Origin of the sequence: Roseimicrobium sp. ORNL1 (genome assembly GCF_011044495.1) — a bacterium.
Taxonomy (GTDB): Bacteria; Verrucomicrobiota; Verrucomicrobiia; order Verrucomicrobiales; family Verrucomicrobiaceae; genus Roseimicrobium.
This window is the reverse complement of record NZ_CP049143.1, coordinates 1968408-1994371: the sequence shown is the minus strand read 5'-3', so window position 1 is coordinate 1994371 and position 25964 is coordinate 1968408. Positions and strand designations below refer to the sequence as shown.

Annotated in this window: 25 protein-coding genes; 12 read left to right on the top strand and 13 right to left on the bottom strand. The window is 59.4% G+C overall.

Annotated elements, in window-relative coordinates:
• Window positions 1–97: 97 nt before the first annotated feature.
• The 5 genes from G5S37_RS08050 to G5S37_RS08030 all read right to left on the bottom strand — a co-directional run bounded on the left by G5S37_RS08050 (window position 98) and on the right by G5S37_RS08030 (window position 5055).
• Window positions 98–1432, bottom strand: coding sequence for a hypothetical protein (locus tag G5S37_RS08050; RefSeq protein WP_206026355.1), 1335 nt, complete (start codon window positions 1430–1432; stop codon window positions 98–100).
• Between the two features lie 3 nt (window positions 1433–1435).
• Entirely contained in the window at window positions 1436–3073 is a 1638-nt protein-coding gene (locus G5S37_RS08045) for an AAA family ATPase (RefSeq protein ID WP_165202528.1), read from the bottom strand.
• Between the two features lie 142 nt (window positions 3074–3215).
• Window positions 3216–3869 (bottom strand): SH3 domain-containing protein, encoded by a 654-nt coding sequence (locus G5S37_RS08040; protein WP_165202526.1) that lies wholly within the window; start codon window positions 3867–3869, stop codon window positions 3216–3218.
• A gap of 84 nt (window positions 3870–3953) precedes the next feature.
• The gene (locus tag G5S37_RS08035) at window positions 3954–4448 is read right to left on the bottom strand and encodes a DUF3592 domain-containing protein (RefSeq protein ID WP_165202524.1); all 495 of its coding nucleotides are present in this window, start codon (window positions 4446–4448) and stop codon (window positions 3954–3956) included.
• 115 nt (window positions 4449–4563) lie between these two features.
• The gene (locus tag G5S37_RS08030; RefSeq protein WP_165202522.1) at window positions 4564–5055 is read right to left on the bottom strand and encodes a DUF3592 domain-containing protein; all 492 of its coding nucleotides are present in this window, start codon (window positions 5053–5055) and stop codon (window positions 4564–4566) included.
• Window positions 5056–5224: 169 nt separating this feature from the next.
• Here G5S37_RS08030 and G5S37_RS08025 point away from each other — a divergent pair, with 169 nt between their 5' ends.
• The gene (locus G5S37_RS08025) at window positions 5225–6019 is read left to right on the top strand and encodes a thymidylate synthase (protein ID WP_165202520.1); all 795 of its coding nucleotides are present in this window, start codon (window positions 5225–5227) and stop codon (window positions 6017–6019) included.
• A gap of 46 nt (window positions 6020–6065) precedes the next feature.
• Here G5S37_RS08025 and G5S37_RS08020 read toward each other — a convergent pair whose 3' ends face one another.
• Entirely contained in the window at window positions 6066–6593 is a 528-nt protein-coding gene (locus G5S37_RS08020) for a hypothetical protein (RefSeq protein WP_165202518.1), read from the bottom strand.
• A 392-nt stretch (window positions 6594–6985) separates the two neighbouring features.
• Between G5S37_RS08020 and G5S37_RS08015 the strand changes: the two genes are divergently transcribed.
• Together G5S37_RS08015 and G5S37_RS08010 are read left to right on the top strand one after the other, a co-directional pair.
• Window positions 6986–7678, top strand: a complete 693-nt coding sequence (locus G5S37_RS08015; protein WP_165202516.1) for a hypothetical protein — start codon at window positions 6986–6988, stop codon at window positions 7676–7678.
• Between the two features lie 294 nt (window positions 7679–7972).
• Window positions 7973–9046 carry a class I SAM-dependent methyltransferase gene (locus G5S37_RS08010; protein WP_165202514.1) on the top strand — a complete coding sequence of 358 codons (1074 nt, stop codon included), beginning with the start codon at window positions 7973–7975 and terminating at the stop codon, window positions 9044–9046.
• Between the two features lie 185 nt (window positions 9047–9231).
• Here G5S37_RS08010 and G5S37_RS08005 read toward each other — a convergent pair whose 3' ends face one another.
• Both G5S37_RS08005 and G5S37_RS08000 read right to left on the bottom strand, forming a co-directional pair.
• Entirely contained in the window at window positions 9232–10461 is a 1230-nt protein-coding gene (locus tag G5S37_RS08005; protein WP_165202512.1) for a PQQ-binding-like beta-propeller repeat protein, read from the bottom strand.
• Window positions 10462–10516: 55 nt separating this feature from the next.
• Entirely contained in the window at window positions 10517–11680 is a 1164-nt protein-coding gene (locus tag G5S37_RS08000; RefSeq protein ID WP_165202510.1) for a hypothetical protein, read from the bottom strand.
• A gap of 140 nt (window positions 11681–11820) precedes the next feature.
• Here G5S37_RS08000 and G5S37_RS32240 point away from each other — a divergent pair, with 140 nt between their 5' ends.
• On the top strand, window positions 11821–12003 hold the full coding sequence (locus G5S37_RS32240) for a hypothetical protein (protein WP_206026354.1): 183 nt from the start codon (window positions 11821–11823) through the stop codon (window positions 12001–12003).
• Window position 12004: 1 nt separating this feature from the next.
• On the opposite strand, the gene queD is transcribed toward G5S37_RS32240, so the two are convergent.
• Both queD and G5S37_RS07990 read right to left on the bottom strand, forming a co-directional pair.
• Window positions 12005–12370 (bottom strand): 6-carboxytetrahydropterin synthase QueD, encoded by a 366-nt coding sequence (gene queD / locus G5S37_RS07995; RefSeq protein WP_165202508.1) that lies wholly within the window; start codon window positions 12368–12370, stop codon window positions 12005–12007.
• Between the two features lie 57 nt (window positions 12371–12427).
• The gene (locus G5S37_RS07990) at window positions 12428–14578 is read right to left on the bottom strand and encodes a sulfatase (RefSeq protein ID WP_165202506.1); all 2151 of its coding nucleotides are present in this window, start codon (window positions 14576–14578) and stop codon (window positions 12428–12430) included.
• Window positions 14579–14614: 36 nt separating this feature from the next.
• Between G5S37_RS07990 and G5S37_RS07985 the strand changes: the two genes are divergently transcribed.
• From G5S37_RS07985 to G5S37_RS07950, 8 genes are all read left to right on the top strand, one after another.
• Window positions 14615–15277, top strand: a complete 663-nt coding sequence (locus G5S37_RS07985; protein ID WP_165202504.1) for a DUF1287 domain-containing protein — start codon at window positions 14615–14617, stop codon at window positions 15275–15277.
• Between the two features lie 159 nt (window positions 15278–15436).
• Window positions 15437–16048, top strand: coding sequence for a peptidylprolyl isomerase (locus G5S37_RS07980; protein WP_240914834.1), 612 nt, complete (start codon window positions 15437–15439; stop codon window positions 16046–16048).
• Window positions 16049–16115: 67 nt separating this feature from the next.
• The gene (locus tag G5S37_RS07975; RefSeq protein WP_165202502.1) at window positions 16116–17267 is read left to right on the top strand and encodes a hypothetical protein; all 1152 of its coding nucleotides are present in this window, start codon (window positions 16116–16118) and stop codon (window positions 17265–17267) included.
• Between the two features lie 258 nt (window positions 17268–17525).
• Window positions 17526–18671 (top strand): hypothetical protein, encoded by a 1146-nt coding sequence (locus tag G5S37_RS07970; RefSeq protein WP_165202500.1) that lies wholly within the window; start codon window positions 17526–17528, stop codon window positions 18669–18671.
• A gap of 23 nt (window positions 18672–18694) precedes the next feature.
• Window positions 18695–19837: a hypothetical protein gene (locus tag G5S37_RS07965; RefSeq protein WP_206026353.1), complete on the top strand. Its 1143-nt coding sequence runs from the start codon at window positions 18695–18697 to the stop codon at window positions 19835–19837.
• Window positions 19838–19960: 123 nt separating this feature from the next.
• Window positions 19961–20788 carry an MBL fold metallo-hydrolase gene (locus G5S37_RS07960; RefSeq protein ID WP_165202496.1) on the top strand — a complete coding sequence of 276 codons (828 nt, stop codon included), beginning with the start codon at window positions 19961–19963 and terminating at the stop codon, window positions 20786–20788.
• A 196-nt stretch (window positions 20789–20984) separates the two neighbouring features.
• Window positions 20985–21872: an NAD(P)-dependent oxidoreductase gene (locus G5S37_RS07955; RefSeq protein WP_165202494.1), complete on the top strand. Its 888-nt coding sequence runs from the start codon at window positions 20985–20987 to the stop codon at window positions 21870–21872.
• 530 nt (window positions 21873–22402) lie between these two features.
• Window positions 22403–22843, top strand: a complete 441-nt coding sequence (locus G5S37_RS07950; protein ID WP_165202492.1) for a transposase — start codon at window positions 22403–22405, stop codon at window positions 22841–22843.
• Window positions 22844–23024: 181 nt separating this feature from the next.
• On the opposite strand, the gene G5S37_RS07945 is transcribed toward G5S37_RS07950, so the two are convergent.
• The 3 genes from G5S37_RS07945 to G5S37_RS07935 all read right to left on the bottom strand — a co-directional run bounded on the left by G5S37_RS07945 (window position 23025) and on the right by G5S37_RS07935 (window position 25949).
• Entirely contained in the window at window positions 23025–23660 is a 636-nt protein-coding gene (locus tag G5S37_RS07945; protein WP_165202490.1) for a DUF1080 domain-containing protein, read from the bottom strand.
• Between the two features lie 164 nt (window positions 23661–23824).
• Entirely contained in the window at window positions 23825–24604 is a 780-nt protein-coding gene (locus G5S37_RS07940) for a class I SAM-dependent methyltransferase (protein ID WP_165202488.1), read from the bottom strand.
• Window positions 24605–24695: 91 nt separating this feature from the next.
• A complete protein-coding gene (locus G5S37_RS07935) occupies window positions 24696–25949 on the bottom strand; it encodes a hypothetical protein (RefSeq protein WP_165202486.1) in 1254 nt (417 codons plus the stop codon).
• Window positions 25950–25964 lie beyond the last annotated feature (15 nt).

Sequence of the window (25964 nt, the reverse complement as noted above, 5' to 3'; positions counted from 1 at the left end):
CGACACGCAAGCAGCATCGCACACCCGGCGCCCTCAGACTTTTGCGTTCTCTGCGTTCTTTTGCGGCTATTCCTGACCGCGCCGTTCTCGCGCCTGACTAGTTCGCCGTGAGCATCCGCACGTGGCGGGTGCTGGAGCGGGTGGTAGGAGTATCTGAGCTGGAGGTGGAGCCGCCACCGGCTGCAGCCAGTTTGTCATCCTTCAGGCCGGCTTCGGCGCGCTCGAGGAAGTAGTTCAGCGGAGCGTCTTCGCGGCCTTCAATCTTTGCCTTCTTGAGCTGGGCCACGGCTTCGGGATAGGAACCCTTGCGCAGGCTCACCACGCCCTGCCAGAAGGCATCGCGGGACTTCAGCTCTTCATCGGTGAGGGAACCCTTTGCGGCGAGCAGTTCATACACTTCGGAGATCTGGTGCATGCGCGGGGCATAGACCATTTCCATGGGGCGCGCTTCCATGTGCTCCTTGGTCAGGCTGTAGGTGCGCGAGTTGATGAGGACGTGGCTGCCGTAAACAAGATTGATGGCACACAGGCGGCGGCTGAAGTCGAGCGACTCACCCACGCCGCTGTAGAACTGGAATTCGCTGAAGCCAAAGAGACCCGTGGTCATGGGGCCGGTGGCGAGGGACACGCCGAAGAACGGCTTCCGGTGCCAGCGGTTCTGGATTTCCTGCTCAAGGTTGATGAGGCGCTTGCGCAGTTCCAGTGCGGCCTTGCAACCATCCACCGCGTGGTTGTCATCGGGGGCTTCCAGCATGCCAAAGTACACGCGCACGCCCTCGGCATTGCAGGAATCCAGGTACGCGCCCTTGCTCACGAGGAACTCGGCAGCGGCACGCAGGAAGAGTGAGCCCATCTGCTCCAGATCCTGCGGCTCCATCTGGCTGGAGAGCTCCGGGTAGTTCAGAATGCGGCAGGAGAGCACCGTGAGATCCTTCTTGCCGCTGAGTTCCACCGGCTTCTTGGAATTTACGATCTCGTTGAACTTCTCCGTGGAGATGCGCCCGGTGAAGTAGCGCAGCAGGGCGTGCTGGCGCTTGCCCTTGTCCGTGCTGCCCAGAAACAGGCCCGCCAGACCGGAGAGCGCGATGGCGAATGCACCCGAAAACGGCTCAAACAACACCCCACAGAAGGCCAGCACCGGGGAAAGCAGGAGCGTCAGGAAGATGGCGCCAGCAAGGTACGCCACCTTGCTGAAGACCCGCGGCAGGTCCATGCAAACGAGGGCCGTGACGAACGCCATGACCACGAGAAACACGTACTGCAGCGGGATGAAGAACGCCAGCTTCTCCGGGGGAAGGATGAATACGGTGTAGAAAAAATTCTGCAGCTTCACCGCCAAATCCACAAACACCCCCGTCTGCTGATACAGAGCAAGCAGCAGGAGGCTCACGACTGAGCTCACAATGATACTGACGGTCCAGCTTTTTCCCATGAGTTATACGGATGGTTGCGAAGGCGAGGGCGAGGCATCTCCGTGGCTGCGCCGGTAGGACGCCACTACGAGATCACTGAGATACTTGTCCGGTTCCTGCACCGCGCGCAAGGGAAGAGCGAAGGACTTTTCACTCGTGTTCCCTGCGATGAGCTGGAGCCCGAAGGGGTAATCCTTGAAAAGACGGCGGCAAAGCTCCATGACCGGAACACCTTCGCGCGTGCTGCGGTCCTTGAGCGCCAGGATGGCCTCATTCAGGAAGGAAATCTGCAGGCCGTAGTCATGCGTGAACTGGTGGGCAAAGGCCTCCACCTCACGGGCTACCACACTGGCCTGTACAGACAGGGCCCGCTCCTTGCAGCTGGCAAGCGTGCCGACGGGGTCTTTCACCAACGCCTCATCAATCACCAGCTCCTGCAGCCCCAGTGAGGGCAGCTCAAACTTGAATTCACGAAGCGTCTTTTCCCACACCGTCATCAGGCCGCGGGCGCCGGTATTCTCCGTAGCCGCCTCGTCCGCCTTCATCCGCAGCGCAGAGTCGTCGAAGGAAACACTGATGCCGTACGCCAGGAACTCGCGTTCAAACTGCCGGATGAGGCTGCCGGCGCTGCGTTTCATGATGTCGAAGAGGTCATTCGCGTCCAGCGATTCACACACCACGCGCACGGGAAGACGGCCCACGAACTCGGCCTCGAAGCCGTAGTCGATGAAGTCCTGCGTGCGGGCGCGATGCAGGGCGGAGCCTTTCACATCCTCACGCGGCTGCGCGCTGAAGCCGATGTTGCCTTTGCTCGTGCGGCGCTCGATGAGCTTGTCCAGTCCGCTGAAGGCGCCGCTCACCACGAAGAGGATGTTCCGCGTGTTGATGACCTGTTTGCGGGGTTCTCCGCCCTTGCGCATCTCAAACATCATCTGGATCTGTGAGCGCATGTCGTTCGGAGAGTACATGGGCACTTCCGTCTCCTCCATGAGCTTCAGCAGCGTGGTCTGCACGCCGCGCCCGCTCACATCTCGGCCCATGCGCTCGCCACTGCTGGCAAGCTTGTCCACTTCATCCAGGTAAATGATGCCGTGCTCGGCGAGCTCGATGTTGCCATTCGCCTTCGCCACGAGGTCGCGCACGAGGTCATCCACGTCTGCGCCCACATAACCAGTCTCGCTGAACTTCGTGGCGTCTGCCTTCACAAAGGGCACGCCGATGAGATCCGCGATGTGCTTCACGAGGTAGGTCTTCCCCACCCCGGTGGGTCCCACGATGAGGATGTTCTGCTTGGCGAACTCCACTTCCTCTGCGGCCTTCGGATTCTTCTTGCGCAGCTCGCGCAGGATCTTCGCGTGGTTGTAGTGGTCGCACACGGCGGTGGCCAGCACCTTCTTCGCCTCGTCCTGGCGAATCACGTACTTGTCCAGGTGTGCCTTGATGTCCGCGGGCTTGTAGCGGAAGTCGACCCAGGCGTCTTCATCCGGCGGGTCTTCGATGGAGGGTGATTCGGGCGGCTGCACTTGGGGTGTCTCGTCGGAACCAGGCGCACGAAAGCTGCTGAAAAGCACATTACCACCAAACTGGCTGCGGAAGAACTCCTCCAGTTTCTTGCCGATTTCCTCAGGCGAGGCCGGCTGCTCAGGTTTGTTGTCGCTCATGAATAGGGAAACGTCCGCTAGTCTCCCTGAGGACGGGGAAAACGGCAAGTGTTGTTCTTGCGCGAACCGGGCGTTTTGCAGCTATCGAAGAATATCGATTCGAGGGAGTTTTTCCCAGAGCTGCATGGAAGCTGTGATCCCCCTACTCCGGAATCAGGAGCTTCACCGATTTCGGAAAGTGGCGGTTCAGGTATTCCGTCGGCTCAAAGGGCCAGAAGGTGAGCTCCACTTCGAGATTCTCCCAAAGGTGCTTGCGATACTGCGCCGTCCTCGTTTTCAGAAAGGCGGACAGCTTGTCATCGCCCAGGAGATGAATCACCGAGCGCAGTACGGAGAAATGCGTCTCCGCCGCTGCGCCATCCGTGTCATCAATGCCGAAGTACTGCACCATGGCATTCTGCTCGCCACGAGCTGCGGCGCGCGCGAGCGGGTAGTAGTCGATTCCCTTTCCCTTGCCGTAGATGTTGATCTCATCGGTGGGCGAGCCATCCTTGAGTTCCTCCATGTTGCCACGAATGACAATGCGGCTCGCATGCATCCAGCCCGTCTTTCCAGAGGGGAGAGTCACCTTCAGCCATTTCGGATACTGCGGGATGCCCTCAGTCTCATAGGTGAAGACCTCGCCCGTGTTCACCTTCGCAACGACCGGCGCGCTGGTATCCGGCTTTGAGCGCACATTCGTGTAGCCGTCCGGGTCATCGATGACGCCCTGCTCCTGGGCTCGCACCCCAACACAGGAGAAGAGTACCAGTCCGAGCGTGAGGGCTGCGTTGCGCGCGAGTCGATTCAGATTCATAGAAGCGAAAGAGGATGGGGCTTTTCTGATGATTGTTCGTCTGCCGCGATTTGTGATGCGCGAGCCCTCGATTTCACACGCATCTCAGGTGGCTGGAATCACCATGCGGGCCCTCCTTCGGAGGTGCCACACCACGAAGTAGATACCCCCTCCAAGAAATACGCTGCCCGCCCCAAAGAGCACATAGACGCCCGTGATATTCGGACGAATGAGTATCGCATTCCCGGAATTGTTTGGGTCATGGTAGGCCTTCACCGTCTTGCCGACAGGATAGTCTTGAAGCAGTTCCAGCACGTGACTTTTGCGCTGCGCCTTCCAGTCCCTATCCAAAAGCACCTGATGACTGGTGTGTGTGTCCCCGCGTACAGTGTAGGTGTAGGTGATATCGGCGCGATAACGTTTTTTACTTGCTGAGGTCTCGCTCACTTTGGAGCTCTGGACCTGCGCATCAATCTCGCTCCAACGGCTGCACTCCTTCACCTGCGCCAGCAACTTCCACCCCTCCACCAAGATCAGAAGACCGGCGAGGGATAGGATGATTGAGAAGAGCTGACTGGAGGAGGCGGCTTTTTCTGTCATTCAGTGCGAAAGGAAATGGCTTTTTGCTGACAGATGATTGGGAAGTGGTGCTGCGCAAGGCGCGATTCCCGAAGCCCCCATTTCAGCAGCCGCACCACCTCAGCGGGATGCACGATCAAGACGCCCGTGCAGGGCTTGCTTTCGCACCGGCGAACAGTCGCGTCAGTCCACGAAGCGTGAGGTACCCGCCCATGCCCAGGAAGACCAGACCCACCACAAAAACTGTCCACACGCTGGAGCCCACGCCACGGATGAGCACCGCCTTCTCGGGCCTCGTGGGGTCATAGTAGGCTTTCACAGTGCTGCCCACGGGATATTGCTTCAGCAGGCTCTGCGCATGATTCTCGCTGCCGGACTCCTGCCCGGCCAGGCCCACACGCCTGCTCGTGTAGGACACGCCCTGCACCTCATAGGTGTACGTGACGTGCGCGTGGTAGCGGGACCCTGCGGTTTTGTTTTTCGTCCTGCCCATGTCCGCGCTCTCCACCTTGGCGGGCACTTCGGTCCAACTGTTGCTGGCCTTGCCCTCCCTGTACCGCACGACGCCGAGCACGAGGAGTCCCAGTCCGGCGAGGATGAAAAGCAGCGTGAAGATTTTTGCCATCATGCAGAGAGTCCGGTCGGATTTACCGGGGCATACTATCGAAACCGGTGGGTGCAAGGCACGAACAAAAAGATCCCGACCCAAATCAGAAGTGCCCTCCCCCATTCGCCCCGCCGTAACGTTTTAGATTCGAATATTGCAGTCGCCCCCGGCTGTGCTTCATCCTCCTGCCATGGACGAATATCACCGCCTCCTCCGCAAAGTGCTCGATCACGGAAGCTTCCGTGAGGACCGCACCGGCGTGGGCGCGTACTCGGTCTTCGGCGAGCAGTCGCGCTACGACCTGAGCGCAGGCTTCCCCTGCCTGACGACGAAGAAGCTGCACTTGCGCAGCATCATCCACGAGCTCCTGTGGTTCCTGAAGGGGGACACGAACATCAAGTACCTCCACGAAAACAAGGTCACCATCTGGGATGAGTGGGCGGATGAGGAAGGCAATCTCGGCCCCGTGTATGGCGCGCAGTGGCGCAGGTGGAGGGGTGCGGATGGGCGCGAGCACGACCAGATCGCGGATGTCATCCAGCGCATCAAGACTTCGCCGTATTCACGCCGCCACATCGTGAGCGCGTGGAATGTGGCCCACATCGAGGACATGGCCCTGCCGCCGTGCCATTTGATGTTCCAGTTCTTCGTGGACAACGGCAAGCTGAGCTGCCAGCTCTACCAGCGCAGTGCGGACCTTTTCCTCGGTGTGCCCTTTAACATTGCGAGCTATGCGTTGCTCACCATGATGGTGGCCCAGGTATGCGACCTGCAGCCGGGCGACTTCGTGCACACCTTCGGCGACCTGCACCTGTACAAGAACCATCTTGAGCAGGCTCGTCTTCAGCTCACCCGCGAGCCGCGTCCCCTGCCGACCATGCGCATCAATCCGGACGTGAAGGACATCGATGCCTTCAAGTTCGAGGATTTTACCCTCGAAGGCTACGACCCGCATCCGGCCATCAAGGCGGAGATTGCGGTGTGAGGAGGAGGGCAGAGGTCGAAGCGCCGGGACCTTGCCGGATCAGTTCTCACTCACCATCCCTGGATCGCCAGCTGTGAAAGGTGCAGTACTGGCTGATATTCCACCCATACTTTCCGAACCGGGAGGAAGGGTTAACCGCACGCAGTTCCTTTTGCCAATCACTCAGAGGTTTCACCGGAGTGGCTTCTCCAACAAAGATGAGCATGTCAGCGAGATCGACCTTTGCCACATGTTCGCGGACCGGGTCGTTGCCACACCAATGATGCACTCTCACCAGCCCTAAAACGCGGCCATCTTGCGAGATCTCCACGCCACGTTGGGTGGCTTCAGAAAGGGCAGCGCTTTTCTCTGGAAGCGCCATCACATCAGGCAACGGCAACAGGCGACCGTCATCTAACTGAAGCCCCCCGGTCGTCCAGGCTTTCACAGGGATGGGATTGCTCAACGATTCCACCTCCCGAATTGGAATCCAGTGTCCGGTCAGCCCACGGAAATTCAACAGCCCTGCAACAGGCAGAACCACGGCGGCCACCAGCAGGACTCTCAGTAGGTAGCTCAACGTGAGCCGCATCATGAGACCAACCTACCAATATTGTACCACTAAGCCAAGGATGCAAATCAGGACTGCATAAATATTTATAATTCCTGTAGACTTTCTAAAAAACAGCTTTATTATCACTTCTGCGATTCAGAAATGCTTGCTAAATTTCCGAATCTCCTACAAAGTAATTCAATAATTTTTAAAACCGACTCCTAGCGATTTTTTTTCTAAGGGTCAGCCAATTTCTAAGATCACTTCAACTTGAGGTAGAGCACACTACCAAAAGCCGCACCCGAGTGGGTGCGGCTTCTTTTTTGACATGCGTTGTCGAAGCACTGCTCGACTCTTGCGGAGTTCAATTTCCGGATCATTTCCGTAGAATGGTCACCACCTGCGCGTTAAGGCTGGCCCATCTGTCATTTCCAATGAAAACACTGCTTCCCTGTCTCCTGCTTTCTCTCACCGCCACCGTGGCCTTCGCCGAACCCATCGGCAGCTACTCCCGCGAAATTTTTTCCGATGACTTTGCCAAAGACGGCTTCGGCAAGCGCTGGGGACACTACAAGAGCGGCAGTGTGGTGAAGGATGGCGTGCTGAACGGCATCACCCCGGAAGGGTCCGACCACTCCGCCGTGGACAATGTGGTCATCGAGCCCGAGCGCGACCTCCAGGTTTCGGTGAAGTTCCGCTACACGAGCGACAAGGCCAAGAGCTTCAATCTCTGGTTCGACGACAAGGGCTACAAGGGCTCCCACGCTGGCCACATCTGCAATGTGAACGTGAGCCCCAAGGCCGTGAACATCGGCGATGCCAAGACCGGCAACTTCCGCAATGACATCTATGAAAAGAAGAAGACCCCGGAAGGTCTGAGCGCGGAAGAAAAGGAAATGCTGAAGGGCAAGAACAAGAGCCTGCCCGTGGATCTCTCCCTGCAGGACTGGCACACGCTGGTGGTCGTCACGCGCGGCGATGAAATCTTCGTGAGCATCGACGGCAAGGCCGTAGGCAGCTTCAAGTCCGAGGGCATCAACCATGACTCGAAGACCCTCATCAGCCTGACCACCAATGCGGTGGACGTGCAGTACGACGACTTCTCGATCAAGGCGCCGAAGAAGTAAGATGGCTGGAGTTTTGCTTTGAAGCCAAGCGCTGTGTCGTCGCGCGAATGATTTGGAGTGCTGGAGCTTGCTCCAGCTTTTGGGAGCAGAGCTTGCTCTGCGCGAAGCTACCCATGATTTTCCACGTCATCGACGATTACCACGCAGCCGTTGGCTTCACGGCAGCAAGCTGCCTGCGGAAAGCTGGAGCAAGCTCCAGCACTCCAAATAACCGCGCGATTCTGCGTCACTGGGGTGATGCAACCTACGTGTAGCGAGGATTGACAATGCCATCTAATCGATGGATCGCATTGGATGCCCTGGCAGAAACGCGATTCCCATTCCAATCAACCTCCCCGTCGCCCGCGACGTGACTCGGAGGCTGGAGGTGGCTCGGGCACAGGTGCCGGAGCCGGGTCTGGTGCTGGTCCTTGGAAGAAGTCTGGCCCGGGTCCTTCTCACTCGAACTACAAGGGCAGGAAGGATGAACCCCGCGAGCGGGATAGAGCAGGAGACAGAGACCGTGAACGCCCCTACGAAGGCGAGCGCAGGCCCAAGAGCGGGCCTCACACTCACAAGTCCCCTTCCCGTGCGCACACAGGAAAACCACGCGACGCCTCCGCACATGGCACGTCCTGGGAGAAGTCCGCGGATTGGTATGACAAGATCATCGGCGCGCAGGGTTCGGAGCTGTATCAGCGCATCGTGATTCCCTGCGCGTTGGACATGCTGCGTCCGAAGCGGGATGAGTCCATTCTGGACCTCGGCTGCGGGCAGGGTGTCTTTACCCGCGCTCTGTCAGAACACGGAGCGAAGGTAACCGGGTTGGACGCTTCCTCATCGTTGGTGCGTCGCGCGCAGGAGTATCCTTCGCCCACCCCCATCCACTATGTCACGCGTGATGCGGCGGACTTGAAAAACCTTGGACCTTTCGATGCAGTCTCCAGCATTCTCGCACTGCAAAACATGGAGCATCTGGACAGGGTGTGCGTGTCAGCCGCGAAGGTGCTCCGTGACGGCGGCCGCATGCTGTGGGTGCTAAATCACCCCTGCTTCCGCATCCCGCGCCAGACCGCATGGGGCTTTGATGAGGAGAACAAGATCCAGTACCGCCGCGTGGATGCGTACAGCTCGCCCACGAGCATCCCCATTGTGATGCACCCGGGGCAGGCGCAGAGCGAGAGCACCACCTCCTTTCACAAGAGCCTCTCGGATCTCATGTATTGCGCCCTCAGCGCGGGCTTCATGCTCGCGGGGTTTGAGGAGTGGCACTCAGACAAGCAAAGCCAGCCAGGACCGCGGGCGCGCGCGGAGAACCGGGCACGGGATGAGTTTCCGCTATTTGTGGGAATGCTGTGGAGAAGAGTCGGTGCGACGGTGCGCCAGTGAGCGGTGCGACAGTTGAACTGGCTAGTGATTGCGCATGCCAGACGCGGCCCTGGGAGCGCTGACGTCCCGTCGGCGTATTTGCATAGCTACGTCTCGCGACGTCGATGAATACGCCGGCCAGAGGCCAGCGCTCCCAGGGCTGCACTGCGTTGAAGAACTTGAGTGGTTACCAATCCTCACGCCAGCTATTCACCGATTCTCCACAGTGTGCTGTCCGTGCGCACAAACACATGCTTGCCACTGAGCGCCGGAGTGCTGAGCACGAGTTCCTTGGTTTCGGCATTCAGGGGAAGTTGCAGGGTGGCAATCACAGCACCTTCCTTGGCGGTGGTGTCCACCACTTGAAACACGCCTTTCTCACTCACGGCGACGATGTTCTTTCCGGCAGCCACGGGTGAGCCGCTGAAGGGACCGGTAAGGCGAAGCTTCCAGCCGCGCTCGCCGGTGAGGCGATTGGCTTCATTGAGCACGCCAGCGCCGTTGATGATGAAGACGTGATCTCCCACCACCACAGGGCTGATGGTGCTGGGATTGAGCTGTTCTGAACGCCAGAGCTGCTCGGGAGCTTCGCCGTTGGTCTTGGGCTTCAGCGCGGTGATGCCCTTGGACGCGGCGTAGAGCACGCCATCCGCCACCACGCTGGAGGACATGGTGGAGGCGCCGTCTTCATATTCCCAGAGGCGGCTGCCCGTGGCGGCGTCCACGGCCACAATGCCTTTGGAAGATTGCAGCAAGGTCACGGGCGCACTGTTCTTGTCGGCCTGCCACACGAGCGGGCTGGTCCAGTTCGCGGACTTGGGACGCTCCATCTTCCAGAGATTGCGACCCGTGTTGGCGTCAATGCCAAGCGTGTAGCTCTCGCTGTCGTTCTCAATCATGGTCACCACGGTTTCACCCACCACAATGGGAGAGGAAGCCATGCCAAGGCTGTTGCTGGCATTGGGGTAGTCGATGGTGAGACCACGCAGCCAGAGCAAATTGCCATCGAGGTCAAATGCCGCGAGGTCATTGGAGGACCACAACGCGAAGAGGCGCTTCCCATCGCTGCACGGCGTGCACGCTGCCACCGCCGTCTTGGCGTGCGTCATGGTGCGACCAGTCGCCTTGAGCTGGCGTTCCCATACCTTGGAGCCATCAGAAGCCTTGAAGCAGATCACATGCAGAAGCTCCTGTCCGGGTCCGCTGGAGCAAGTGACGAAGACCTTGTCCCCTACAATGATCGGACTCGCGAGGCCACGACCGGGTAGCGACGCGCTCCAGTCGATCTTGGGCTTCGCGGGTGCGACGGCATCGGCTGCATAGGCTGCACTGCCGGGACCGCGGAATTGAGGCCAGTCGGCAGAGAAAGCGGGAGTATTCAGTAAGCAGTAAACAGTAATCAGTGAACTGCGGACGATGGTGCGTGAGAGGGACATGGCGAAAGTAATGGTAGTAGGATCAATGACTCACCTTCTGAATACTGATTACTGATTACTTCATACTCGCCACCGCCGTGCCCGCCGCATCACACACGCGGAGCTGGAATTCCCACTCCACGGTCCACTGTTCAGTCTGCTCATTCTGGCAGCACTTCACGAGGATGGTGTTCGCGCCCTTCTTGAGGTGCGCTTTGAGCTTGTACTGGTCCATCTTCTGTCCGCGATGGTATTCGTCGCGGCCGAAGAGAAGCTCGCCGTTCACCCAGACCTTCCACGCGTTCTTGCAACCGAGGCGAAGTTCGACGTCACGAGCTTCGTCAGCATCGAAGGTGGCGAGTGCATAGGCGGTGCTGCTCTTAAGCATGCCGAGCGGCTTGTTGAAGTCGAGCTTGCCGTACTCATGCTTGCTCTCAAAGGGCTGCCACCTCACCTGCGTGGGCTGGCCTTTGTCATCTGCCTTGCCTTCGTAGGTGGCGTCCAGTTTGATTTCCTTCTCCGGAGCATAGACGGCATCGAAGCCTTCACGCTTGGTGTTGTCGAAGGGACCAATGACCTTCCAGTTCATGAGGAAGCCGAAGTGCTTCGGCAGGTTCACTTCCACACCCAGCTTCGTGAGTGCGTCGGCGATTGCCTTCACCTGGTCTTCATCGCGCGCAGCGGCGAGCGCCTTTGAGAAAGTCTCTTTTGCAGCGGCGTCTTCCTTCGCGTCCGCGGATTTCTTTCCGGCATTGATGAGGCCCTGCACGGCGCCGCGGCGGAGTTCCTGGGAGGGGTCGTTGAGCAGCGTGGGCTCAATGACATCGGCTTTCGCCGTGTCTGCCTGGCGAATGACATCGAAGGCGAGCAGGCGCGATTGCGGCGTATGCTTGGTGTCCTTGAGATAGGTTTCGAGTTCGGCGATCGGCAGCGTCTTCTTCGCTGTGGTAGCGTCATCGGCGATCACGGTGGCGGCGAGGCGCAGCCAGTTGTCCGCGACGACATTGCCTTTGCCGGAGGCATGGAGGATGGGAAGCAGATTCTCTGGTCCACCGGCGACCAGGTCTTTCCAGGCGGCGCTGGCGGTTTCATTCCCCTGCCCTTCCGATCCCACGGCCACGATGGCATCAAGGGATTTGGCGGCATTGGCGTGCAGGACTGACGTCCCGAGCAGGGACATCAATGACAACGAGAGGGCGGCAACGCGAGTGAGCGTGATCGTGTTCAGATTCGCAGGCATGACAGCGGCGGGGTTGGTGGGCAACGACGTGTGGCAGGGGGCAGAAAGGCGGAGGTGTAGTCTGCAAAACGGAACAGCGCCACGGAATCTTTTGAAACGAAAAGTGACGCGCGCAGAATGATCCCGGCGTTGCACGGAAAATGTCACATGCCACGACGCATGGCGGACATAGTGGCCGACTTTCTCCGAAAGTCGCAGCGGGTGAAAGCGACCTTGTGGGTAACATCAACATGCAGCGACTTTCGGAGAAAGTCGGCCACTATCCGTCAGCCATCCACATCAAGGATGGCATCATGCGGCCAGGAAAGGCCGCGCTCCTTTGAGCTAGAACTCGCCGCGGAACACGCAACGGGCGGTGGGCGTCTCGTGGATGACGATCTCGCACAGACCCGGGAGCTGAGGCGCGAGTTTTCTCCACAGCCAGGCGGCCATGTTTTCGATGGTCGGATTTTCGAGACCTTCGATTTCGTTGAGATAGCTGTGATCGAGTAGATCCATCAGCGGATTCATGGCGCGGCTGATCTCGGCGTGATCATACACCCAGCCGATTTCAGGATTCACCTCACCCTCCACGGCGATCTCAACCTTGAAGCTGTGGCCGTGCATGTTCTTGCACTTGTGATTACCCGGCAGGGACGGCAGGGTCTGGGCGGCTTCGAAGCGGTAGTCTTTGACGATGCGGCAGCGCATGGCTGGGAGTTTTCAGTTTGAAGGGTTCAGTTATTCAGGAAAGGACACACGCCCGCGCTATTCCACCGGCACGGCCTTGGCGGCGCGGGTTTCCACGGCGCTGCCAGGCAGCAGGGTGAAACGGAGATGCTGGATGGCGCCGTCGAAGGGCGTGCTGTTTGGGAAGCTCTCGCGATCGAGCACGCCGAAGCTCTGGGAGACCTGAAGACCCTGGTTGGGCTTGCGGGGGAAGCCGCCCTCCATGGGCGCATAGCCACGCACTTCTTCCTTCAGCCCGGTGGCACTGAAGGCGAGTGTGCCGTCCAGGGCGAAGAGCCCGCGGTAGATGACCCGGCCCGCAGGCAGCGGTTCCTGCGACTTCAGCGTGGTGCGCAGGCCATCATAGTTCACGGTGAAAGCGAGCTTCCCATCCAGGCAGTGGATGGCATAGCCAAGCTGCGGTCCGCCCTGACTGAGAAGGGTGCTGTCGCGATCCACGGCGGGATCATACTCGAAGACCATCTCAATCTCCATGGCGCGCTCCTTGATGTCTGGAGAATCATCCCCGGAGAAACTATCGCCCGGCTGGTACCAGTAAGTCACGCTGCCATCAGCACCGGCGTCGATGCGCACATCATTCTGTTTGCGGTAGGCGCTGGCCCAGGTGGTGGGCAGAGTCTTGCGAAGCGTCTCCGCAGCGGTCATGGCATCCGGGGAAGGTGTCTTGCCAAAGAGCAGATTCGTCCACTCGTTCGGATCGTTCTGGTGGTCGTACAGTTCCTCCGCGCCATTGGCATAGCGGATGTAGCGCCAGCGGTCCGTGCGAGCGGCGTAAGATTGCTTTTCCTCCGTACCGGCAAAGGTAAATGCCGGACGTGCGCGCTTGGCCGTGGGATCCTTGAGCAGCGGCAGGAAAGACTCACCACCGAGATGCGCGGGCTTGGGGACGCCCACCAGATCACAGAGGGTGGGATAGAGATCCACCAGGCTCACCGGCTCGTTGGTCACGGACTCCGGCTGGGTCACTCCCGGGGCCACCACCACCAGCGGCACGTGCGTTCCGCGCTCCCACAGGCCACCCTTGTGCCAGCGTTCCTTTTCCCCAAGGTACCAGCCGTGGTCGCTGGTAAAGACGACGATGGTGTTGTTCTTGTGCGGACTGCGCTCCAGCGCATCGAGCACGCGGCCCACCATGGCATCGCAGAAGGAAATGTTCGCCAGATAGGCGCGCACAGCAGAAGACCACAGGTTCTTTTCAACGATGCGCTTGTGGTTGTTCTCCGGGCCTTTCAGATACCCCTTTGCCACCTCAGGCACGTCATTGAGATCATCCGGCTTCACCTGGGGCAGCGAGACATCCATGAGCGGACGGTCGGTGAAGTACTGGCGCGGCGCGTACCAGGGTGAGTGCGGGCGATAGAGTCCCACCGCGAGGAAGAAGGCATTGTCATGGTCCTGCTGGAGGAATTTATCGGCCCAGCCAGTCACCTTGCCATCATCGGTGTCGGCGTCTTTCACATCAATGCCACCCCAGTCCCAGTGCCAGATGTTGAGTCCGTTAAAATTCTGCCCGATGTGCACAGGCAGGTCAGGGATTTGCACACCGACGCTGGGGAAGCGCATGTCCCACGCGGCATCCTGTTCTAAGCCGCGGCGACCGCCGTGCCAGCCGGCGAGCCGTCCTTCAGGACCGCCATGATTCGCGTGGAATATCTTTCCTCCGGCGGCCGTGAGGAAACCAGCGTCGCGGAAATACTCAGGCAGCGTGGGCTTGCCCTGCACCTGGACGGACTTGCGCCAGTCCTGCTCGTTTCCATACACCCCGCTCTGCCAAGGCCACATGCCGGTGAGGATGGAGGTGCGGGAGGGATTGCACAGGGAGAAGGCACAGTGCGCATTCGTGAAGCGCATGCCGGCGTGCGCCAGGCGGTCCATGTTCGGCGTGCGGGACTGGGGATGGCCCCCCATCCAGCCGACCCAGTCATTGAGGTCGTCCGCAATAATGAAGAGCACGTTCGGTCCTTTCGTGCGAAGGGGCCGCGCCTTCGGCGGCGGCGTGGGAGCCGGAGCCACGGGGATGACGGTGTGCGCGGGTGTGGTGTTCGGCGCCGCCTTGCCAGTCCCGGATTTTTTTTTCGTCGCGCTGAGCAGATCCGTGCTGCCCATGGTCATACCGGCCACGACGATCGTGAACCAAACCAGAGGCGCGTAAAAATGTCTTCCAAACATCCAGCCAGCATTGTAGCCAGAAGCATGACCCCGCCAATGGATTCATTCCTGAAACGAGCCTGCACCGTCCTGCAGGTTCTCTGCGTGGCCGGCCTCGCGCTGGTGCTCTCACGCCCCTCTCTGCAGGGCACTACGCCAGAGCAGGTGGAGGCGGCCCGGGCACGGCTGTCCAAGGACGAAGCGTTTGCCACGAAGCTGGCCCACGCAGCGCTGGACCGCACGAAACAGACCGTGCGCTACGAACCCGCCTATGTGCGCCTGGACTACCCCAATGGCGACGTGCCCGCGGACACGGGTGTGTGCACGGATGAGGTCATCCGCTCCTACCGCATCCTGAGCCTGGACCTGCAAAAGCTGGTGCATGAGGACATGAAGCGGAACTTCAGCGCCTACCCCAGGAACTGGGGCCTGAGCCGCCCGGACCCGAACATCGACCACCGGCGCGTGCCGAATTTGCAGACCTTCTTCAAGCGGAAAGGCGCCAGCCTGCCGGTGACGGACAAGCCGGAGGACTACCTCCCCGGCGACCTCATCACCTGCACGGTGCCGCCCCACCTGCCGCACATCGCCATCGTCGTACCCGCTCCGGACGGCGGTCCGCGTCCTTGGATCGTGCATAATATCGGTAGCGGACCGAAGATGGAGGACCGTCTTTTCGACTTTCCGCTCACCGGACACTACCGCTGGACCGGCAAATAACGTCCTGGCGCAAAATATAAATGCGCATCTGAATGCAAACCAGGGCGATCCGTTTGCTCTGCTCGGGACGCGTGCTGTAAATTTTTACACGTATTGCTCCGGCGACGCGGGCACTTTTGCCATTGCACGCACTAGCAACAAGTGCCTCAGTTCCTGTCCATGAAAACGAACGTCTTCCTCAAACTGCTGGCGGCCGGCATCATGGCCACCGCCCTGGGAGCCCATGCCCAGGAAGCCAAACCTGAAACCGCAACCCCAGATCAAGCTCCAGCCAAAGTGAAAGTCACCATCGAAACCTCCAAGGGCAACATCGACCTCGAACTCGATAGCGCCAAGGCTCCCATCACGGTGCAGAACTTCCTCAGCTACGTGAACAAGGGCCACTACGACGGCACCATCTTCCACCGGGTGATTCCCAAATTCATGATCCAGGGTGGCGGCTTCACGGCTGACATGAACCAGAAGCCCACGGACAAGCCGATCGCCATCGAAAGCAAGAACGGCCTCAAAAACGTGCGTGGCGCCATCGCCATGGCCCGTACCGGCGACCCGAACAGCGCCACCTCCCAGTTCTTCATCAACGTGAAGGACAATGCCAATCTGGACTATCCCAGCTTCGACGGATACGGCTACGCGGTGTTTGGAAAAGTGACCAACGGCCTCGACATTGTCGACGCCATCGTGGGCGTGCCCACTTCAACCAAAGGTCCTTACGGCGACGTGCCCGTGGAACCCATCACCATCAAGAAAGTCACTGTGGTGAAGGAGTAATTCCCAAGGGAGCATCTTCTTCCTTCCGGGGCTGGCGTGTGATGCGTCAGCCCCATTCTTTGGAACAATGAGAGGTACCGCACGTCCGTCATGGAAAATTCGGGTGCTGGCCACCATGGTTCTGCTGGCAGCGCATGTGCTGCTGGCTCCATTTACCGCCGATCTCATCAGGACGCTTCCTGACACGCTGCACAAGAGGGCAGCGGCGCGCCAGACCGAGGACTATCTCGATGCCCTGCGCCAGACCCGGCAGCCACACCGCCAGGAACTGGTGACCTGCATCCTGGCCCTCCGGGACGTGCTCGCAGAACGAGATATCAAGCTGCGCGTCGTACTTCGCCCTGAATTCGATTGCCTGCTGAATGCCGAGCGCAACGCGCCGCGTGATAAAGCTGCCGCGCAGGCAGCGGCGATGCTAGCCACCGAAAGCGCGCTGAAAAAGCAGGGCATCATTGCCGTCAATCTCCTCCCGGCACTGCACTGCCAGGTGTGCCTTCAAAAAGGCATGGAAGTCATCACCCAGGACGGATTTCACTACACACCCAGCATGGTCGCTGCGATGGCGCGCACCTTGGAGCAGTCCATGACGGATCATCAACGCAGCCGTGAGGGGCGGCATCTCATGCTGGCGGGCGACTGCTATGCATATAGCATTGCCGCAGAACTACGCAGCGGAGGTGTGCTGTCCCATGCACGCTCCTTTTTCCGGAATGGCGCGGACAACCTCATGGCCCATCAGCTGGCCAAGGCGCCGGTAGATGCGCTGGAAAACGTGCGCGAAGTCTATTGGATCCTCTCCTCCTCCCACATGACAGCGGATGCAAAGACCCCTCTGCCTCCGCCTACGACACTTGGTGGACCCGCTTCGCAGAACAGTGAACGCACCGTAAAAGCCACCCTGTCAAAGCTCACCGCAATCCCCAAGAACCTGGGAAAGAGCTCACCCTACCCCAATGCGCTCATCCTCCACAAGTTCGTCACGAGCGAGGGAGAGCCGCTGCTCGGCGTAATCGACGTCATGAGGAGCCAGACTGTGGATGAAGGCATCCGGCTCTGGCAGCGCAACGCGACATTTATCCTCACCGTGCGACCGTGGGAGAATGCCGTGTCTGCTGAACCCCGCCTGGACCGGGAGCAGGTCTTTGATGACTTGGGAGACTTCTCTTCAGACCGCTACTACATCACCGACTGGACTCACGCGCCGGAAGGAAGGCCCTAGTCGGCATCCACACCCAAAGGACTGCGAAATTTAATGCGAACGCCAACTTTCCAATTTGCAGGCAAGTGCGGCCCCCCGTAAATTTTTTACACACTGCGTTTCCCATCCGCCCCCTCCGCCAACCTGAAGACGACGTCGTCACTTTTGTCCTCGCTCAAACGGATAGTCCTACGGGATGGTGCGGCCGCTCCCAGCGTCGCCGTGCCGGGCAACGCATCTGTTCCAGTAAAAAGGCATTCCACCACGCGACGGATCCTCGTGGCTACGGCAGTACCTGCGGTGTTGGTCGCCCACTTTTTTGCCGCACCGGCCACGGTTCACCTGAAGGAGAACCTCCAGGTGCGGGTGAACCGGTGGCGGGGCCTGCACCAGGAGGACGTGTACATCTCCGAACTGCGGAGCATTCGTGAGGCCCATCGGTGGGATCTCGTGCCGTGCGCCACGGCCTTCCGGGACTTCCTCGAGACAAGAAACATCAAGCTTCACATCCTGCTGCGCCCCAGCGTCGAGGACCTTCTCGATCTCAATACCAAGACCCTGTACAAGCACCCCACCGAGGGCGCTCTGGCCCTGCAGGCGGCGGAGGCCTCGCTCACCGAAGCTGGCATCCCCACGGTGAACCTGCTTCCGGACCTGTACCGCGAAGCATGCCTGAATCCCAAGCGGCCAGTGATTCACCCGGACCTGAACCATCTTTCCGATGACATGGTGATGGTCATGACCCGGACCTTCTGCGGCTCGCTGGATGACACCCAGAAAGCGAGCAGTGGGAGCACCATGCTGCTGGTGGGAGATTGCTACGCCTTCCTCACCGCCACCCGGCTGAAGCAGCGGATGGTGATGCCAAAAGTGCGCAGCAAGTGGAAGAACAACGCCGACTCACAGATGGCGTATGAATTCTCCTGCCTGCCCCCAGAGCATGTGTCTGGCGTGCGCGAGATCTACTGGTTTATCTCCTCGGCCTGCGTGAAGACACAGAGCGCCGCGCCGTTTCCATTTCCCGCCGCGCAAGAGGCTGCCGAAATCACCCCAGGGAATGTAAGGGTGGTGCTCGCGGAGATCACCCGCCTGTCCCAAGTTCCCGCTTCACTTGGCCAGGATGCACCCTATGCCAATGCCCTGGCCGCTCATGAATGTGTGACCACCGATGGGGAAAAATTTCTGGCGGTGGTCCCCGTGATGCAAAACAGACAGGCGCTTCCCGCCCAGCGCTGGACAGTGGGGCAGAAACTCCTGCTCAGCATGCAACAGTGGGACACCGCCACACGCGCCATGCCCAACCTGAGCCGGGAGGAAATCTTCGATGACGTGGAACACTACACCCTGTACCGCTATTATGTGACGGGCTGGGGTGACCCACCCCAAGTGCAAGCTGCCCGAGCAGCCGGCATCCCCGGCCAGTAATGCCCCGCTCGCTTCCTCTGGTCATGGCAGCCGACAAGCCTCCGAAAACATCAAGGCTCAAGATGGCGCTTGGGGTGATCGTCTTGATTGGCGCACATCTGGTGCTGGCGCCGCACACTGTTCGCTGGCAGCAGGAAGTCCAATTTGCGGCACGGCAAAGGTGGGCTGAGCACAAGACGAAGCAATTCGTCGACGCACTGCGTGATAGCAAAGTTGCCTGCCGTGAGGATCTGCTGCCATGCGTGCAGGCATTCAAAGACCACCTGGCCTCACGCCACATCAAACTTCGTGTCCTTCTGCGGCCCATTAAACAGGATCTGGTGGGAGCGGATGGGAAACTGCCCACCGAGCCCACGCCAACCGCGCTGGCCATGACCACCGCAGAGCATACGCTGAGGAAAGCGGGCATTCGCACCGTGAACCTCATGCCGGATATCTACAAAGCAGCAGCGCTGCACCCGGAATGGCCGGTCATGGCGCCAGATAACGCCCACTTTTCCAATGAAGTGGTATCCGTGATGGCACAGACGCTCTGCGCATCCCTGGAGGACTGGCAGAAGAACTCGGCCGGACGCAATATGTTGCTCGTCGGAGACTGCTACGCCGTGCTCACTGCCGCAGAGCTCAAGAAGGGCACCACCCTTCCAGGCATCAGCAGCCAGTGGAAAAATTCCGGCGATTCCGTGATGGCCTTTGAGGTTTCGCGCATACCGGCAGAAATGATTCCGCGTGTGCGGGAAATTTACTGGTTCCTGGCCTCTCAGAACGTCATCGCCGGAAGCGCGGCCCCCCTGCCACTCCCCTCGCCTCTTGACCCCTCCGCTCCGCCAGATGAGAGGATTCGCACCGTGCTCGCTCAAGTGACCAAGATAACCCAGGTGTCGAAGGACCTTTGTAAGAATGCGCCGTATCCGAATGCCATGGCACTTCACCAGTTCACTACGGAGAAGGGAGAGACCCTTCTGGCAGTCGTGCCCATCATGGAAAATCGCAGCCCCCTCCCGAGCATCTACTGGGTGGCTCAACAATGGCTCCAAGTGACCCTCCAGCCGTGGGACGCGGCCACGCGAGCCACGCCAAGCCTTGGCCGCGAGCAGATTTTGGACGACATCCAGGACTTCGCGACGGACCGGTACTACGTGACCGGCTGGCTGAATCCCCAGTAGGCAAGCTGATGGGGAGGAGAAGCGGACCGCCGCGAGCCTCCGGTTTGTATGGAACGCAAAGTTCCCATTGCGGCGCTGCCCGCCCGCTGGTAAGCATGCGCCCTCACTTCTCCTTCCTCAGTCATGCCCATCCCTCTCGAAGACAACTATAATGATGTCATTGGCAAAGCCCAAAGGGGATTGAACCTTCCGGATGACGCCCTGGCCGCCCGCATTGGCATGCCGGAATCGGTCATTACCAAGCTCAAGGAAGGCTCCATGGATGAGATCGTGTTCGACAAGATCTCCCGCGCCCTGAACCTGCATGCCGGCGCTCTGCTCGCCATGGCAAAGAAGGACTGGTACCCGGATCCAGTGCGTCTGGTCGGAGTGGAACAGTTCAACACACCGTATGAAGACTACACGGTGAACGCCTACGTGGTGTGGGATCCGAATACCAAGCTCGCCGCCGCCTTTGATACTGGTGCCTCGGCGAAGGGCATGGTGGATTTCATCGCGAGCAAGGGCCTGAAGCTTGAGGCCATCTACCTCACGCACACGCATCCGGATCACGTGGCGGATCTCGCCACGCTCCGCACGGCCAACCAGCCCCTCTTCGCATGCGACAAGGAACCTTGGGATGGCGCCGAACTCTTCGACGCGGGACACGAGTTCTCCCTCGGTGGTCTGCGCATTGAAACCAAGCAGACCTCCGGCCACTCGCGCGGCGGCATCACGTATGTCATCCATGGACTGGATGAGCGCGTGGCCATCGTGGGTGATGCGCTCTTCGCCTCCAGCATGGGCGGGGGCATGGTCTCCTGGGCGGAGGCCCTGGCCACCAATCGCCGCTACATCCTCTCCAATCCGGACAACACCGTCATCTGCCCCGGTCATGGCCCCATGACGACCGTGGGCCAGGAGAAGGCGCACAATCCCTTCTACCCGGAATACAAGCCCTCGGCTTCGTAGTCCGCTAGAGCGCCAGACAGACAGACAATAGCCTGCCCGCCGGACTGGAGCATCCTGCTCCGGCCCTTGCCCTTTTTCACTCTCCTCTTTTCCACCCAGTGCATGATGGGCTAAGAGCGGGAGCAAGATCGAACAGACCTCTGCGTAAGCAGCCCTCTTCATCATCAACCTCGAACACGTACCACCCTCCCTCATCATGTCCCAAACCATCGCATTCGTCGGAGTTGGCCGCATGGGCGCCAACATGGCACGCCGCCTCATGGACTGCGGCTACAACGTGACTGCCGTCTACGATGTGTACACGGAAGGCGCCGCCTCCCTGGCCAAGGAAATTGGCTGCAAGCACGCCACCACCCTCGCGGACGTGACCGCAGCGGCGGATGTCATCTTCACCGTGGTGACGAATGACGCATCGATGCGCACCATCTTCCTGGAAGGTAGCGACAACCTGCTGGTGAACGCCAAGGGCAAGACCTTCATCAACTGCGCCACCGTCACCCCGGGAATCCACCGCGAAGTGTACGCCGCCGCACGCACCGCCGGCGCGAATTCCTTGGAAGCCAGCATGGCCTCCAGCATCAGCCAGGCACGTGAAGGCAAGCTTTACCTCATGCTCGCCGGTGATGAAGCCGTGTACCAGCAGGTGCAGCGCATCATTGAAGACCTCAGCGTGAACCGCCGCTTCATCGCCGGTGGCGCTGGCAAGGCCGCCGAAGTGAAGGCGCTGGTGAACATGGTGATGAACATCAACACCGCCGGCCTCGCTGAAGGCCTGGGCCTCGCCGCCGCGCTGGGTCATGACCTTGGCATGATTCGCGAAGTCTTCTCCCAGACCGGCGCCAACAGCCGCGTGCTGGAAACCGACGGCGCCGACATGGCGGACCGCTCGCACGATTGCTGGTTCAGCGCCGAGCACGCCGCCAAGGACAGCGGCATCGCCGGACTGCTGGCGAAAGAGCAGGGCCTCAACCTGCCCCTCAACACCGCCACCGAAGCCCAGTACCAGAAGATGGTGCAACTCGGCCTCGGCGGCCTGGACAAGAGCGGCATTGCGGAACTGACGTTCAAGGGACGGAACGCGTAAGTGGCTGTCCAAGGGCCACGCCCCTTCATCGATTCAATCCTAAAAGGCCTCCGGACAGGGGGCCTTTTTTCATTCCAGAGACGAAGCACGCACAAACCCACACATGGAGAATCTTTCGCGGGCTCACGCCGCACGGTCGCTCTGGATAACCGCAAAAGGGGCAAAGCGGCAAAGAAGGTGCCAAGCTGATAGGAAGTCGGGTCTCCTGACCGGACAGCGTCCGGCGGGTTTTCCTACCCGTCATTTTTTTGCTTGGCAATCCCCCAATACCAAAGACATCACCCAATGTCTTTCGTCAACGGTCCCCCCGATTTGTGCCATTCAATCCTCAAGGAGCCGTTCGCAAATATCGCAGGCACCTTCCCCACTGGATACAAGACGGAGCCACCTACTTCGTCACTTTTCGTCTCGCGGATTCGCTTCCAGCGGAGAAGCTTCGTGAACTAGAGGCTTTTCGGGAGAGGTGGCTCCGCGAGCATGCGGATAATGAGCTGGACGCTCAAGCCATCTCAGACCTGCAACGGGAAACCATGAAGAAGATAGAAGCGTGGCTCGACGCTGGCTCCGGCGAATGCTGGTTCCGCGAAGAGAAGTGCGCTCGCGTGGTTGCAAACACGCTCCTTCATTTCCACCAGAAACGCTATGCTCTCGGCGCGCACTGTGTGATGCCCAATCACGTTCACTTGGTGGTGAGGCCCTTTTCTGGCCACGATCCAGATGAAATCCTCAAATCCTGGAAAGGCTTTTCAGCAAAGGAGGTGAACAAGCTTATCGGCAGGCAGGGCAATCTGTGGGCTGGTGAAAGCCACGACACTATTGTCAGGGATGCCGCGCATCTCGCCAAGGTTGTACGGTATATCGGAAGGAACCCTGGAAAAGCAGGGATACCCAAAGAAAAATGGTATCGTTGGGTGGACCCAGAGTGGCAACGGATTGGCTGGGGTTTTGCGGAGGATGATGATGGAAGGTAAGAATGAAGAAGGCGGGTAGGAAAACCCGCCGGACGCCGTCCGGTCAGGAGACCCGACTTCCTACCTTGTTTCGCGTCCCAAGCCTGCCGCGCCATCCACAAAAAAAGCTGCCCGGCATTCCTGCCGGGCAGCTTTTTCAAATTTTCAGGAGGACTGAGCCTTTATCTCAGCGCAACACCGCTTACAGCGCCTTCACGCGGATGTTCTTCCACCAGACGGGGTCGCCGTGGTCGGTGAGCATGAGCTTGCCCTTGCCGGGAGCGAAGCCCGCGACGTCCTTGAACTTGCTCTTCGCGATGCCGGCCTTCCATTCTTCCGACTTGGTGTCTGCCTTGGCAGCGAGCTTGCCGTTGAGCCAATGCTCAATCTTGCCGTCCTTCACGATGATCTTGCTGTGGTTCCACTCACCGGCGGACTTCACGCCCTTGTCCGCGACGGGACCGATGATGTCATAGATGCTGGCGGTGCTGTGGTTGTCGCCCTTCTTGGCGTCCGCGTGCTTTTCGTCATCGATCATCTGGTACTCCACGCCAAGCCAGCCCTTCTTGTCGAACTTGTTCACCCAGTACTTGATGCCACTGTTGCCACCGGCGTCGAGCTTCCAGTCCCACTCGACCTCGAAGCTGTCATACTCCTGCTTGGAGATGATGTTTCCGGCCTTGGCCACGCGCGTGATGGTGCCATCTGACTCCTGCACCCAGCCGGCAGGCACGGGTTTGCCTTCGCCATCGGTGAAATCGGCGAGGGTGAGAGTGACCGGGTCAGCCGCGGAAACAGCGGCAGCAAAGATGAGGCTGAGGAGCAGGACGAATTTCATGGGAGAAGGGGAACTGAGAGTAGCGCGCCCAACTTTCAAGGGAGGAGAACAAAAATTGGGGCGGTAGGGATGCGCTCCTGCGCGTCCCTACCGTCCTTTTTTGTGGAAGGACGTTTGCCTTGAAGGGGGTAGTCCGCGGAACTGCTTCGACTGTGCCTCATCGCCTACTTCGTCGGGCTCGACGCGCCATCCGCCGTCTTGCCAAACCACATCATGTGCTGCCAGGGCAGTTCATCCACTTCCTTCACACAGATGTAGCCGTTCGCATTGAGCTCCTTGTTGATCTGGGCCTTGGACATCTTGTGCTCGGGCTTGATGGGCACGGAGTCATCCTCCGCGCGGAACTCCACCAGCACCAGCTTGCCATCGGGCTTCAGCGCCTTGCGCATGGCGGCGAGCATTTCCACGGGATGGGAAAACTCGTGGTACACATCCACCAGCAGGATGAGGTCGAAGGTATTGTCCGGCAACTGCGGGTCGTGCAGGAGGCCGAGCACGGGGACGAAGTTCGTCACCTCCTGCTTCTTTGCCGCCTCCTCCAGCATCTTCAGATAGGGCTCCTGAATCTCCACGCCGTAGACCTTGCCCGAGGGCGCCACTTCCTTGGCCATGGGAAAGGTGTGGTAGCCATTGCCACAGCCGAGGTCGCATACGGTCATGCCGGGCCTGAGTTCCAGCTTCGAGCGCATGAGCGTGGCCGCCTCCTCTCGATCGCGCTTCGTGCGGATGAGCCATGCTGCGCCGGTGTAGTGCATGGTCTGCGCCACATTGCGCCCCATGTACTCTGTGAGACCAGGATGTGGAGGCGTGGAACTCGCTGCGGCGGCGGCCGGAGAAACAGATGTGTTCGGTGTCTGCCCGTTTACCCGCGTCGCTATGAGCGCAGTCAACACCCCGAGAATCAGGAACGCGAAAACTCGAGTCGGGCAGTGATGTCTGGACATGGAGGAGGAGGAACGCTGGATAGGAAGAAAGCCGGGAACGAGGTCATGAACGGGTCACGCCTCGTCATTCTCGCGCAGAAGTTCCATCGCGTCACCTGCCAGGCTTCTTTGTGACCTGTCCGGGCCTTCTATCAATCACGGGCGTACCCTCCTCGAAGTTCAAATCCAACGCGACTGGCTTTTCAAGGCGGCGCAGTGTGTTCATCCGATATTCAATCCTGCGGACGGGCTCATCCTTTCGAAACTCGGTGAAGGCTGCGAATTTCGGAAGATACACTCCGTCCGAAACCGCTTCATGGTCCATGATTTCATGTCTCGTGGTCATCGGCTCGCCGCTGCCACAGAGCTGGGTCTTGTGCTCAAGAAGGCGCATCGCCAACCCCTTTCGTTTATCAAGCACCAGATAGTAGGTGTTATAGTCGTCCATCAGCGTGAGCGACAGTGAGTCCTCAGTCTCCTCCACCTGGCGCTTGGTCCACAACGGTCCCACGATTTCAGCGGCCAGACTCCTTCCGGAAACGCGCTCCATTCCCCACAGAGTGAAACTCAGGAAGGAGAGGCCGTGCATCGTGAATGAATGAACCTCCGCTGCAGGAAGAATCTCCACCCGGTTCGTCTTATGCACAGGCTCATTTTCCAGGGTACTCGAAATGCGATGTCTCACAACCACTTCACCAAACCTGGAATGAATCTCCTCCTGTGTCAGCAATCTCATCTTCTCCATGTCTGTCTCCGCGGAGGGAAACCACATGCTCACAAGCGGGTGATACCGAAGACGGAAGTCCTTCGCGAGCAGATTGTTGATTTCGAGAGTGGTCGAAGTTCTTTCTCCCGTGGGCTTCCACGAGCGGCTTTCTGCATCAAATCGAAAAGTGCTGGTGTCGGCCTGGAGTTCCAAAGGTCGTTCGACGGCTGCAGGAGCCACAGCAGCAGCGATAGCCGCCTCAATGCGGGCCTCAAATGGCGGAGCTGGAATCAAGAGACGAAAAGCGGGAATATTGGAAGTTCCTGTCTCTCGTTTCTCCTGAGGCTCATCGGCGGGCAATCTCACACTGGGGAGCATCAATTGGACACCCAGAAGACAGCTGAGTACAATTTTGCAGCCCGTGGGTCTGGAGCAGACGGCGGAGGTGGAAGGTTTCACGCTTAAGATTCCACGTTGTGGTGTTGCCATAAAAAATCCGCACAAGGTGCAGCAATTCACATCGCTCCCGGCGATCGCATCATAAGGAAGTTTCTCCATGCAGCCAAGACTAAAAAAGCAGGCATGGCGAGCTGGCGCCACCTTCCGAAGGATAGGTAAAGCTTGTCTCAATGGATGGCTCGCACCTTGAATATCAAGCACGCAAGCCCATTGCAA

Excerpts from the sequence above, each read along its gene's own strand:
- G5S37_RS08050 (WP_206026355.1), bottom strand. The coding sequence starts at position 1,432 with ATGGGAAAAAGCTGGACCGTCAGTATCATTGTGAGCTCAGTCGTGAGC.
- G5S37_RS08045 (WP_165202528.1), bottom strand. The coding sequence starts at position 3,073 with ATGAGCGACAACAAACCTGAGCAGCCGGCCTCGCCTGAGGAAATCGGC.
- G5S37_RS08040 (WP_165202526.1), bottom strand. The coding sequence starts at position 3,869 with ATGAATCTGAATCGACTCGCGCGCAACGCAGCCCTCACGCTCGGACTG.
- G5S37_RS08035 (WP_165202524.1), bottom strand. The coding sequence starts at position 4,448 with ATGACAGAAAAAGCCGCCTCCTCCAGTCAGCTCTTCTCAATCATCCTA.
- G5S37_RS08030 (WP_165202522.1), bottom strand. The coding sequence starts at position 5,055 with ATGATGGCAAAAATCTTCACGCTGCTTTTCATCCTCGCCGGACTGGGA.
- G5S37_RS08025 (WP_165202520.1), top strand. The coding sequence starts at position 5,225 with ATGGACGAATATCACCGCCTCCTCCGCAAAGTGCTCGATCACGGAAGC.
- G5S37_RS08020 (WP_165202518.1), bottom strand. The coding sequence starts at position 6,593 with ATGATGCGGCTCACGTTGAGCTACCTACTGAGAGTCCTGCTGGTGGCC.
- G5S37_RS08015 (WP_165202516.1), top strand. The coding sequence starts at position 6,986 with ATGAAAACACTGCTTCCCTGTCTCCTGCTTTCTCTCACCGCCACCGTG.
- G5S37_RS08010 (WP_165202514.1), top strand. The coding sequence starts at position 7,973 with ATGCCCTGGCAGAAACGCGATTCCCATTCCAATCAACCTCCCCGTCGC.
- G5S37_RS08005 (WP_165202512.1), bottom strand. The coding sequence starts at position 10,461 with ATGTCCCTCTCACGCACCATCGTCCGCAGTTCACTGATTACTGTTTAC.
- G5S37_RS08000 (WP_165202510.1), bottom strand. The coding sequence starts at position 11,680 with ATGCCTGCGAATCTGAACACGATCACGCTCACTCGCGTTGCCGCCCTC.
- G5S37_RS32240 (WP_206026354.1), top strand. The coding sequence starts at position 11,821 with ATGTCACATGCCACGACGCATGGCGGACATAGTGGCCGACTTTCTCCG.
- queD (WP_165202508.1), bottom strand. The coding sequence starts at position 12,370 with ATGCGCTGCCGCATCGTCAAAGACTACCGCTTCGAAGCCGCCCAGACC.
- G5S37_RS07990 (WP_165202506.1), bottom strand. The coding sequence starts at position 14,578 with ATGTTTGGAAGACATTTTTACGCGCCTCTGGTTTGGTTCACGATCGTC.
- G5S37_RS07985 (WP_165202504.1), top strand. The coding sequence starts at position 14,615 with ATGGATTCATTCCTGAAACGAGCCTGCACCGTCCTGCAGGTTCTCTGC.
- G5S37_RS07980 (WP_240914834.1), top strand. The coding sequence starts at position 15,437 with ATGAAAACGAACGTCTTCCTCAAACTGCTGGCGGCCGGCATCATGGCC.
- G5S37_RS07975 (WP_165202502.1), top strand. The coding sequence starts at position 16,116 with ATGAGAGGTACCGCACGTCCGTCATGGAAAATTCGGGTGCTGGCCACC.
- G5S37_RS07965 (WP_206026353.1), top strand. The coding sequence starts at position 18,695 with ATGGCAGCCGACAAGCCTCCGAAAACATCAAGGCTCAAGATGGCGCTT.
- G5S37_RS07960 (WP_165202496.1), top strand. The coding sequence starts at position 19,961 with ATGCCCATCCCTCTCGAAGACAACTATAATGATGTCATTGGCAAAGCC.
- G5S37_RS07955 (WP_165202494.1), top strand. The coding sequence starts at position 20,985 with ATGTCCCAAACCATCGCATTCGTCGGAGTTGGCCGCATGGGCGCCAAC.
- G5S37_RS07950 (WP_165202492.1), top strand. The coding sequence starts at position 22,403 with ATGAAGAAGATAGAAGCGTGGCTCGACGCTGGCTCCGGCGAATGCTGG.
- G5S37_RS07945 (WP_165202490.1), bottom strand. The coding sequence starts at position 23,660 with ATGAAATTCGTCCTGCTCCTCAGCCTCATCTTTGCTGCCGCTGTTTCC.
- G5S37_RS07940 (WP_165202488.1), bottom strand. The coding sequence starts at position 24,604 with ATGTCCAGACATCACTGCCCGACTCGAGTTTTCGCGTTCCTGATTCTC.